Source organism: Nitrospira sp. MA-1 (assembly GCA_032139905.1).
Lineage (GTDB): Bacteria > Nitrospirota > Nitrospiria > Nitrospirales > UBA8639 > Nitrospira_E.
The window spans coordinates 1-10670 of record JAQJDB010000003.1; the positions used below are offsets into that span (position 1 = coordinate 1).

The 10670-nt window shown below is 51.2% G+C and carries 10 protein-coding genes; 4 read left to right on the top strand and 6 right to left on the bottom strand.

Going from position 1 to position 10670, the window contains the following annotated elements; all coding sequences use genetic code 11:
• Nucleotides 1-280: PASTA domain-containing protein (locus PJI16_01935; protein ID MDT3776318.1), on the bottom strand; the 280-nt coding region annotated here is incomplete at its 3' end.
• 418 nt (nucleotides 281-698) lie between these two features.
• Between PJI16_01935 and PJI16_01940 the strand changes: the two genes are divergently transcribed.
• A complete protein-coding gene (locus tag PJI16_01940) occupies nucleotides 699-1376 on the top strand; it encodes a DUF3386 family protein (protein MDT3776319.1) in 678 nt (225 codons plus the stop codon).
• A gap of 213 nt (nucleotides 1377-1589) precedes the next feature.
• Here PJI16_01940 and PJI16_01945 read toward each other — a convergent pair whose 3' ends face one another.
• From PJI16_01945 to PJI16_01960, 4 genes are all read right to left on the bottom strand, one after another.
• A complete protein-coding gene (locus PJI16_01945; protein MDT3776320.1) occupies nucleotides 1590-2324 on the bottom strand; it encodes a TPM domain-containing protein in 735 nt (244 codons plus the stop codon).
• A complete protein-coding gene (locus tag PJI16_01950) occupies nucleotides 2321-3085 on the bottom strand; it encodes a nucleotidyltransferase domain-containing protein (protein ID MDT3776321.1) in 765 nt (254 codons plus the stop codon). The genes PJI16_01945 and PJI16_01950 overlap by 4 nt, the downstream gene beginning before the upstream one ends.
• A gap of 58 nt (nucleotides 3086-3143) precedes the next feature.
• On the bottom strand, nucleotides 3144-4418 hold the full coding sequence (locus tag PJI16_01955; protein MDT3776322.1) for an FAD-dependent monooxygenase: 1275 nt from the start codon (nucleotides 4416-4418) through the stop codon (nucleotides 3144-3146).
• Nucleotides 4419-4545: 127 nt separating this feature from the next.
• The gene (locus tag PJI16_01960) at nucleotides 4546-4923 is read right to left on the bottom strand and encodes a hypothetical protein (GenBank protein MDT3776323.1); all 378 of its coding nucleotides are present in this window, start codon (nucleotides 4921-4923) and stop codon (nucleotides 4546-4548) included.
• Nucleotides 4924-5226: 303 nt separating this feature from the next.
• Between PJI16_01960 and PJI16_01965 the strand changes: the two genes are divergently transcribed.
• From PJI16_01965 to PJI16_01975, 3 genes are all read left to right on the top strand, one after another.
• On the top strand, nucleotides 5227-5877 hold the full coding sequence (locus PJI16_01965) for a hypothetical protein (GenBank protein ID MDT3776324.1): 651 nt from the start codon (nucleotides 5227-5229) through the stop codon (nucleotides 5875-5877).
• A 227-nt stretch (nucleotides 5878-6104) separates the two neighbouring features.
• Nucleotides 6105-7106, top strand: coding sequence for a response regulator (locus PJI16_01970; GenBank protein ID MDT3776325.1), 1002 nt, complete (start codon nucleotides 6105-6107; stop codon nucleotides 7104-7106).
• Nucleotides 7107-7165: 59 nt separating this feature from the next.
• Nucleotides 7166-9547, top strand: a complete 2382-nt coding sequence (locus PJI16_01975; GenBank protein MDT3776326.1) for a PAS domain S-box protein — start codon at nucleotides 7166-7168, stop codon at nucleotides 9545-9547.
• Between the two features lie 12 nt (nucleotides 9548-9559).
• Here PJI16_01975 and mtnA read toward each other — a convergent pair whose 3' ends face one another.
• Nucleotides 9560-10600: an S-methyl-5-thioribose-1-phosphate isomerase gene (mtnA, locus tag PJI16_01980; GenBank protein ID MDT3776327.1), complete on the bottom strand. Its 1041-nt coding sequence runs from the start codon at nucleotides 10598-10600 to the stop codon at nucleotides 9560-9562.
• Between the last annotated feature and the right edge of the window lie 70 nt (nucleotides 10601-10670).

The following is a 10670-nucleotide window of genomic DNA, read 5'->3' on the forward strand; positions in this document are numbered from 1 at the left end:
CCGGTGTTTGACTGATCACACTCCCCGCCGGCACCGACGCATGACTACTGTTCGTAATGGTTCCTACCGTCAGGCCCGCTCCCATAATGGCCGACTCCGCCGCCCCCTGACTCAACCCAATCACATCGGGGACATCTTCGGCCCATACTGTTGGCAACGCGAAGGTGGGTAACAACAGACCCACCAAAACCATGACCTGAAAAAGATGTATCAGCCAACCATGGGCTTCACTTCGTTTGAGTTTTCGGACTTCATGTACCTGTTGCTCTGCGGCGTTCATGCGCAATGCCTCTTGGGGGTGGAAGCAAGCGAAACATCTTTGTAAAAGGGATGAAAAACACGGACATCTATGCCCGTAATTCTCTCCTCAGATAAAAAATTATGGATGCAGCCTAGCCGAACACCACCTTCTTTTCAACGTACCTTTATCTCCCACTTTTTTAGCCTTTTATATGCATCCGGGGAAAGAGTGAAACCTTTAGCAAAGATGAGATTCTGACAGAGGGTTTTTGGAAAATGTAATTGTTGCCACGGCAAATTTCCCGATACAACCAATGAGGCTGAGGATTGTAAGAGTCCTCCGGATCTCACTCCATCTAAACGGTTGTCGACCTCTTCTGAGATCCTTATAATGATCCTCAGTGTTCGCTCAATCAGCCTGGTCACATACCGACATCACAGGAAAAGGAGTCTTCGCCATGGAAAAGAATACAGAAGTAAAACAAACCACAGAGGTCCAGGATGATCCAAAGGCCCGCGAACTGCTACAAGCGGCCTTTGCCAAAACGGCCCGGTGGCAACCTGACTTCAAGGGCTTTCAGTCCGACCTTCGGGTTAATGTCAACGGGAAAGAAACCAAAGGGACTGTGACCGTGAAAGGACCACGGGATGTGACGGTGGTCATCGATGATGCGGAACTACAAACCTGGGCTCAAAACCAAATTGGAATGATTGCGGTGCACCGGGGGCCCAGAACCTTTCAGGAATCAGACGGAAAACATACCCTGACTTTAGAGGGAGATGACCAGCACCCTTTGGGACAACGGATCACCATTCATGGAGATGGCATGGGTTCCTGGTACAGGGTGAAGGACAACCGCATAACGCAGATCAACCGCAACATGCCACAAGCGGCTTTTACCATCAACGTCGAAGATAGTGCAGTCACCCAGGATCACCATCATCTCACCACCCGATATACGGTCTACTATTTTTCACCAAAAGACCGGTCACTGAAAAATGTCGACAGTTTTTCAGATACACACATCAGGGTCGGCAACTCAGATCTTCCGGCCACCCGTCGCATTATTTCTTATGAAAATGGTGAAATTGTCGTGCGTTCGTTAACGTTTGAAAATCATAAAATGTTGTCATAAACCATATCCTCCCAGGCCGGCATAAAGTTGGCCTGGGAATATCGGATTTCTAGTCGTGATCGACCTTCCCAACAATTTCATTTCCAGAAGTCTCAAAAAATCCATGGAGAGGGTTGGAGCATCACATAGCCGGATTTCGAGAAAACGGTCCCAAAAATCCACCCACATATTTCATGATGAGAAAAGGGATGGTCGATAGGTTCAGTCACCCCTTCAACGTAAGCCCTGGCCACCCGTTCCTCCGCCAAATCCACCAAAGTTTCCACCAAATCCCCCCTGGCCCGTTCCCCAATACTCTCCATTTTTCCAACGGGGAAAGGGATGACGCCGTTCGGGACGGGTGAACCGCCATAACGCATACAACATCATCACCACTACCCCTATGTTCAACCAAAAAGCGGCTGATCGCTGAGGGGTGGGTTTGTCCTTCGGAATAGGAGCCCGAGCGGCCAACGTCGAAAGGGATACGGCAGATCTGTAGATATTGATCCCATACTCTCCGGAACGAAACATGGGGCGCAAATGCTTGAGAGAAATCTCATCCAATTGTTGTGGAGTGAGGATCGGCAAAAGGTTCTTTCCAACCACCACCACGGCCTGGCGTTCTTTGACAGCTACCAGCAGCAGAATGCCACGCTCCTGTTGCGCCGTACCAATCCGCCAGGCTTCATAGAGGCGGGAAGCATATTCCTGGGCATGGGCAAGAGGGCTGATGGTTGGGAGAGTCACCACCAGCATTTCAATGCCGGAGGAGGATTCAAGGTCTTTGCACACTGATCGAATTTGTTTGTGCCATTCCTCATCAAGCAGGTTGGCATAGTCACTCACGTATCCCAGTGGGGTTGGGAGATTTTGTTCCTTGGGAGTCATTCCCAGCGAGGGTGCAGAGAAAACCAGCAGGAGTAGCAGGATGAGCGGACCGACAAACCGCTTTTCATACATGGTCATAGCCCCCTATTCTGACGAACCGCCTGAACCCGTTCGCACAAGTCCTCCAAAGTCTGAAGATATCGATCATACACCTTTGGCCATTCAAGGGAACCCGGACTATTGATGCCTCGCTTCATCTGAAGCATTTCTAGGAGGACCGTGGGTTCAAACTGCAAGGCAGAAGGGAGGCATTCAAGAATCTGTACATCTTTTCTCTTTGAGGGTTGTCCTAAGGCCCGAAGAATTCCTCGCACACAGGGGAGAACGGCAGTAATGGATAAAATCAGCAAAGCCTGGATGGCCTCCGCTCGTCCTTCTCCCTCGACAAACCGTTGCCGCACCCGAAACACATTGGCCAGGAGTTCCTGCTCACATTGCCATCCTAACTGTGTCCCATCAATTTGCCCGGCACCGAATGGGTCTTTCCCTACCAGAAGCACATGGTGCTCTTGCATTTGAAAATATTCCAAGGGGAACAGATAACATGATCGGGACAAGTCCTCCTGTGTCATCACCAGTGGTGCGACGATATGGTGCTTACCCCATTGGCGATGCAATTGCCCTGCACGCTGAAGCCCGCTCACTGAAAGTTTCCGGACCAGCACCAAAAAATTGATATTGGACCGGCCCGCAATGAAATCTCCCCTGGCCGCACTTCCATACAGGAGAACTCCTTCTAAATCAGCACCCCAATCCTTCTGAAGCTGCGTTAAATATTGTTCAAGGATTTCCCGAAGGTCCTCGGGAAGTTCAAGCGACTGCAACGTTGTTGTTGGCATAGGATACAGACCAAATATTGGAAAAATGATGAGTGACGAAGATGGACTCCGGAGTTAATTATGCAGACCGGGCATGATCGGGAATCTGGTGGGCCCGGGGATCGGGTAACAATCCTGCAGCTTGAAACCGATCCACCCATCCAAATGGTGATGTGGTCCGCAGCCCTGCTGTGGCCGTCAAGATTTGATATTGCAAACGCGGATTTTTATCCATCGTAGAGAACACACGGTCTCGCAGCATTCCTAGGAGAGGATTTCCGGTATTCCAGAAAAAGACCTCTTCATCAGCCAGGCGCTGCAACATGGTGACCTGTGGGCGCCGTTGTGTTTCAAACCGCTTAAGAGCGGACGTCGACCAATTTCCGGTCCGGTGACATTCCTCAAGGACTTCCGCGAGGGTGACGGCATCGACCATCGCCTGCATCCGTCCCTGGGAGGCATGTGGATTCATCCCATGCGCGGCATCACCCATGACGACGGCCCCATCCTGAACCCAGGTTTTCGCCCGGACCCTCCCGGTTCCCATATAGGTCGTCTGATTCCAATCCAGTAAGGAGTCAAAAACCGGGGCAAGATCCGGAGCAATGGTTTTCCATTTTTCCCGAAGGGCCGACACCCCATCGGCCTTGACCTGATTCAGAGAATCGGACGAAACCATATAAAAGGCATAGACCTTTTGACCGGCCGCAGGAAAAATTCCCAGAATAGATTTTTTGCCCACATAATACTGGGCTTCCTCAAGTGGACCTGGTGATTCCAACATGGCCACGAGATAACTGTCGAGATATCGATGAAGTGCCGTGGGAATCCCAAGGGCTCCTCGAACCTCAGAAAACGGTCCGTCTGCCCCAACCACCAATTGAGATCCAATAGTAACCGGGCTTCCCCCTATGTCCGCTTTGACGCCTACGATGCCTTTGCCATTGCGGATAAGGGACTGAAAGGTTGCCCCATACCGAAGTCCCTCTGGATTCTCCCGGCGCAGAGCGTCGAGAATGGTGTGATGAACGACATGAGGCCACATCACCAGCGCCCGATTAAAAGGCGGCGGCAACATCCCATAGTCAATGGTACAGAGCCGCGTTCCTCCACTTTGACGGAAATGAAAAAATCTCACCGGTTTGTAGGCATGAACAGGCAGTTGGTCTAAGAGGCCGAGCCCCTGAAGAATTTGCTGTCCATTGGGTTGAAGAATCTCCCCCCGCAAGCCCTGCGGAGGCCCCGAAGCCTGTTCCAGAACAATGTTGGCAATCCCTTTTCGGGCTAAGAGAAGGCCCAGGACAGCTCCCCCGCCACCAGCACCGACGATCACAACCTGTGTCTGTAGGTCCACGACTAATACCTTTGCATCCCTTCACAAAAAAATTCGACCTGTTCCCGCACCACCAGGGTGAGCGGGAAACCGATTTATCAACAGTCCGATTGCACAAATCGATCGTCCTCCAGCGTGGAGGAGGAGGTCAGGGTTCTGAAAAAATTGACTGAAAGTGGTCATCAGACTCTTCCCAGGCTGGGGGATAGGAACTCGACAACCACTGCCGAAGATACATTTTCTGCGCGGAGGACAACATGGATTTTATTTGGTGGGTCCGTCCTTGAAGCGGCTGAAGAAATCCAACCCCTTTCTCGGGATCTAACGTGGCCGTTCGAACATACACCGTCGTATAGACCAGTGGCTTGGTCTCATCGCCATCCCCTTGAAGCCAGACGGAAATATATTTATCCATCTGCAAGCCTGAACTATCCAGGGCCGGGTCCGTATCATGAAATAACTCGTTTTCGGTCTGCTCCAGAGGCACCGCCCCTTCGGCTCGAAACAAAAAATTATGCTTCCACATGAAGAATTTCCTTTGGATTAACAATCAAACCAGGTATGATAGTGTCAAGTGGTTTACGGCAATGTCAAGACAGATCATGCTTCATCATAAGGTGGCATTGTGCTGGAATCATTCATTCATGCTCATGACTGACAATCAACGCAAGACTAGATAAAATCCTGCAGGTTTATTATTCTTACGCTTTCCAACATTGAGGATGGATGTGTGGTGCAGACATGGTAGGGTATCGGCAGCAACATCCCTCTCCCGTCACAGCATAAACGCTCATCTGATATTCACTTTCTATACATGGAGGTTCCACGAGTGAAGACGCAAGCCAAGTGGTTTATCATGGTGTTCATTGCCAGCCTAGGGGTCGTAGGATGTGGTGGGTCCGGGCAAACCGTGAATTTTGATCCCCATGCCCTCCCGTCCACAACGAAGGTCACGACCAACCCTCACGAAGATCTGACCATTCTGGTGGAACCGTTTCAGGATAAACGACCACAGAAAACTCGTCTTGGGTCCCGGACGCATTTTTGGGGAGGTGCAACTCACTTTAATGCCTGGAATGGGGACCTCGGCGAGGGTATGGCGGATCTTGCCCTGGAATACCTTCAACAGGAAAAGTGGCAAGCCTCCCGGGCGACAACATCTGAAACCGAGGCGGAAAGTGCTCCGGCCGATGTCACCCTGACAGGCGATATTTTGGTCTTGGAGACGAATGCGAAAAGCGGGTTTGGCTTTACGGATATTGAGGTCAAAATGCGCGTGGCCTTTGAAGCAAAAAATGCGGCGGATGGCAGCACTGTCCGGATGGTGCTCGGCGCGAATGGGACCAACAGCGTCGTGACATTCAATCCCAAGGATGTTGAAGAACTCACCAATCATGTCGCCAAAGATTTGTTCAACCAATTATTTCAAGATCTGACAGTCAAAGATCGGGTATTTCATTTAAAATCTGAAAATTTATAAGATGACGGCTCTTTTTCCCTATCCCCGGTTGTTCCCTCCTCATCTCTCGGCTGGAGAGAACCGGTTTTGTCGTCAGGAGGTGAATCGCCACTAAACATGATGGTATCCTCACACGGAGTAGGAAATCACTCCGACTTCATCCTAAGAAGCGAACAGTTACGCTCTCATGAACTATTTATTTTTTTTACTGTCTTCATGGGTCGCTTCATTTGGAAAAGGAGTCGTTGATGGAAACTACTGGTACTGAATCCTCCGTCCCTCAAGCAAATATTTTAATTGTTGAGGACGAGGAAGGTCCGCGCGAGGCCTTAAAATTAATTCTTTCTCCCTACTTCAATCTCTTTACGGTTGATCGGGCTGAAATTGCGCATCAAATTCTCAAAACCCACCCCATTGATCTCATCACCCTCGATTTAAAACTCCCTGATCTGTCAGGAAACGATCTTCTTTCTCAGATTCGGAAAGACGGGAAAGATGTGGATATCATCATCATCACCGGATATGGCACACTCCAATCCGCCATCGAAGCCATCCGCCACGGGGTGGCCGCCTATATTCTCAAGCCATTCAATGTGGCCGAGCTGCTTGACACAATCAATAACACGCTCGATCGCCGTCGCCGTTATTCCTCCCTTCAAGCCGCGTTGCAAGCATTTGGAAGCCTTTGGGCTTCCGGGATCGATGTCAAATCCGCCCTGGCCAATATTAAAACCCTCCTGGCAGCCAAACACCCCGAACTGATTCAACATGGAAGCCGGGTGAATTTTTATGCCGCTCTGCTCATTGAACATCTTCAATTAACCAAGGAGGAGCAGGAGGGCATACAACTCGGGGCCTATCTCCATGACATCGGGAAAATCGGCATTCATGATCACCTCATTTCCGGACTTCATTCCCCGACGGAACAAGACCAGGAACTTCTCAAATGCCATCCCGCCATCGGAGGCAAAATGATGAAGGGCCTTCCATTTCATGCCTGTGTCGAACAGATCATCCTCCATCACCATGAAAAATTTAATGGGTCCGGATATCCGGATGGATTAATCGGCGAACAAATTCCCTTGTCGGCACGCATTGTCGGGCTGGCGAATATCTTCGATCATTTCGTGACCGGCTATGGTTCCCAAAGGGCTATGCCCGTCCCGGAAGCACGAGAAAAAATTCGCCAGGAAGCGGGCAAAAGTGTCGATCCCCATCTGGCAGAATTATTCGCGAAAGTCGTCTGGTAGCGATATCAGAGGCGGGAGACACATGAGCGAACAGGAGGCGGCGGCGCTGCTGAGACACCATGACTAAGAACCTTCAAGGGGCTTCAAAAATAACCACCCCTGTGCAGTCGGTCGAGAAATGGGAGCAGGCCTTTGATGCCCTCACGGATCATGTCATGATTTTAGACAGCACAGGGACGATTGTCTGGACCAATCGAGCCATTCGTGACCAGGTCCAACCAAAAATCGGCCCATTGGTCGGACAACATTACCGCATACCCTACTATGGAGCGACCATCCCTAAAAACCCTCCGCCATGGGAAACGGTGTTAGCAGGCGCCCTGTCTGCGGTGGTGGAAACACAGTTTCCTTCTCTCCCAGGGGATTTCCTGGTCTCATGCTACCCCCTCTTCGACTCCAATGGCATTCAATGGGGTGCCATTTCTGTGGTTAAAGATATTACAGAACGCAAACGGATTGATGAAGCACTGCGAAAAATAGCCCAAAGTGATCCGGCTCCCGGCAGTATGGCGTTTTTGCGATTTCTGGTGAGAGATCTCTGTCAGGCCCTAAATGTGCCCTATGCCATATTAGCGGAATTGGAATCGCCGACTCACCCGCTCACCCAAACTGTCGCCATTTGGTCCAACGGGACCTTTGGCGAGAATATGCCTTGGACGCCACCTCCCAGGATTTTTGAAGAACTTTTGAAAGTCAAAGGATGCCATGGGGACAATTTGGAATCGCCGCTCTTTCCTCCCGACTCCCCTCTCGGGTCATGGTCGATCATCAGCTATTTGGGAACGGCCCTCCGTGGCCAGACGGGACAAATTATCGGGCTCCTGTTTATCTTTAGTCCAATGGCCATTCGCAACATTCATGTGGCGCAATCCATCATTCAACTCTTTGCAGCTAGAGCGGCAGGTGAACTCCAACGTAAAAAAGCCGAAGATGCCTTGCGGGATAGTGAGCAGCGCTATCGAGCCATCGTGGAACATGCCTATGACTTAATCATTGAAACCACCGCGACGGGTGAATGTCAGTACGTCACACCAAATTGTCTCAAGGTCCTGGGCTATGGGGCTGCCGACATGCTGGGAAAAAGTTTTTTTGACTTTGTCCATCCCGAAGAACGGGGGCCTTTATCTGCGTCCTTTCATTCTCATCTCAAGGCACTTCAGGAAATTGATATGGTATGCCGGTTGCAAACGAAACAGTCTGAGTGGCGATGGTTTGAAAGTCACATCCATCCCTTCCGAACCAGCGTCGGGACGGTCGTGGGCGTGATCGTGACACGAGACATCACGGAATGGAAACGCCTGGAGGAAGAACGCATACGTGCCACCAAACTCGAGTCTGTTGGGTTACTGGCCGGCGGGATTGCGCATGATTTCAATAATATTCTCACGTCCGTATTTGCCAATATCGGGCTGGCCAAAATGGTCACGGCCAAACATACGCCACCCCATGGAGAGAAAGTTATTGAACGACTGGAGGCGGCAGAAAAAGCCTGTTTGCGTGCGCGGGACCTTACCAAGCAACTGCTGACTTTTGCGAAAGGAGGGGCTCCGGTTAAAAGCACGACATCGGTGGCCTCAATCATTACCGACACGATTCAATTTGCCTTACGAGGCTCTGCCGTCCGATGCACCACGCATCTTCCCGATGACCTCTGGCCGGTTGAGGTCGATGAAGGACAAATCAGTCAGGTCATACAAAATCTTGTGATTAATAGCGACCAGGCGATGCCGGAGGGAGGCACCATTAGCGTCGTCGCAAAGAAATTTCTGGTGAACGCTCAATCCACCCTTCCTCTCAAATCCGGCAAGTATGTCTGTGTATCCGTCGCTGATCAAGGGATCGGCATTCCTGACGACCATCTCCAAAAGATCTTTGATCCTTACTTTACAACCAAACAAAAAGGGAGCGGACTGGGCCTCGCCACGACCTATTCCATCATGAAACGACATGGAGGGCATGTGACCGTGACCTCTTCTCTCGGCCACGGCACATGCTTCACCCTGTATCTCCCCGCTTCAACCTCCCTGACGACGAAAAACGAGGAGACACCGGAAAGCCTCGTGCAAGGAACAGGACGGATTTTAGTGATGGATGATGAAGAGGACATCCAGGATGTGCTAGGGAAAATGCTCGAGCACCTCGGATTTGACGTGGACTATACCGACGATGGGCTGAAAGCCATTGCGCTCTATACTCGTGCCGTTCAGGACGGCAATCCCTATGTGGCCACCATTCTTGATCTCACTATACCCGGAGGAATGGGAGGGAAGGAAACGTTGCGCCTCATTAAAGACTATGATCCAGATGCCAAAGTGATTGTTTCAAGCGGGTATTCCAACGACCCGGTCATGGCGCATGCCAGCCAATTCGGATTTTCAGGTTTTATTGCCAAACCGTATAATCTCCTTGATCTGTCTAAAGTTTTAAGTCGTATCTTTTGACGGTGCCCCCGATCAGGAACAGGTCGACGAAAAATGTTCGGATAAGGCTTGTGGAGCAAAAATACCCCGTTCAGTGATGATACCGGCAATCAAGTCGGCCGGGGTCACGTCGAATGCCGGGTTCCAGACTTCCACACCGTGAGGAGCAATCATTTGCCCACTATGCAAAGAGGTCACTTCGGACGGGCTCCGCTCTTCAATGGGAATACCGTTCCCATCCGCTGTTTCCATATCAATGGTCGATGAAGGGGCGGCCACATAAAAAGGGATGCCATGGGCATGGGCCAGGACCGCCACCGAATAGGTTCCGATCTTATTGGCCACATCGCCATTGGCAGCAATCCGGTCAGCCCCCACGACGCAACAGTGAATCCGGCCCTGTCGCATCAGGGCCCCCGCCGCATTATCGGTAATCAAGGTCACGGGAATACCATCCTGCTGAAGCTCCCAGGCCGTCAGACGGGCCCCTTGGAGAACGGGTCGGGTCTCATCGGCAAAGACCCGAATCTTTTTCCCCTGCTCCCAGGCCGCCCTGACCACTCCCAAAGCCGTTCCATAGCCTGCCGTTGCCAGGGCTCCGGCGTTACAATGCGTGAGAATATGATCTCCATCACGAATAATTGCGGCGCCAAACGTGCCAATGGCCCGGTTCACCCGAAGGTCCTCCTCCAAAATAACCAGAGCTTCTTCCTGTAATCGTTTTTGGATTTCTTGAACAGGTGCACTGGACATATCCGTCATCACACGTTTCATCCGGTCGACGGCCCAGAATAAATTCACGGCGGTCGGACGCGTCGCGGCCAGCGTGCGACAGACCTCTTCCATATAGCCGGAAAACCGCTCATGCTGAGTCTCCTCACATTGCCGGGCCCCTAAGGCGATGCCCAAAGCCGCCGTCACTCCAATGGCAGGCGCACCCCGTACGCTCAAATTCCGAATCGCTTCAGCCACCTCCTGATAGGTGCCACAATGAAGAAATCGCACTTCTCCGGGGAGGGCCCGTTGATCCAGAATCACGACATGATTATTTTTCCATTCAACCGTTGGAATCATCCTGGCTTCCTTTCACTCGATCTGTTCTCGCCACCTCAATTGGTTCATCACCCTTCCCACTTTCTCTCAA

Coding starts and splice junctions, on each gene's coding strand:
- PJI16_01940 (MDT3776319.1), top strand. CDS start 699: ATGGAAAAGAATACAGAAGTAAAACAAACCACAGAGGTCCAGGATGAT.
- PJI16_01945 (MDT3776320.1), bottom strand. CDS start 2,324: ATGACCATGTATGAAAAGCGGTTTGTCGGTCCGCTCATCCTGCTACTC.
- PJI16_01950 (MDT3776321.1), bottom strand. CDS start 3,085: ATGCCAACAACAACGTTGCAGTCGCTTGAACTTCCCGAGGACCTTCGG.
- PJI16_01960 (MDT3776323.1), bottom strand. CDS start 4,923: ATGTGGAAGCATAATTTTTTGTTTCGAGCCGAAGGGGCGGTGCCTCTG.
- PJI16_01970 (MDT3776325.1), top strand. CDS start 6,105: ATGGAAACTACTGGTACTGAATCCTCCGTCCCTCAAGCAAATATTTTA.
- PJI16_01975 (MDT3776326.1), top strand. CDS start 7,166: ATGACTAAGAACCTTCAAGGGGCTTCAAAAATAACCACCCCTGTGCAG.
- mtnA (MDT3776327.1), bottom strand. CDS start 10,600: ATGATTCCAACGGTTGAATGGAAAAATAATCATGTCGTGATTCTGGAT.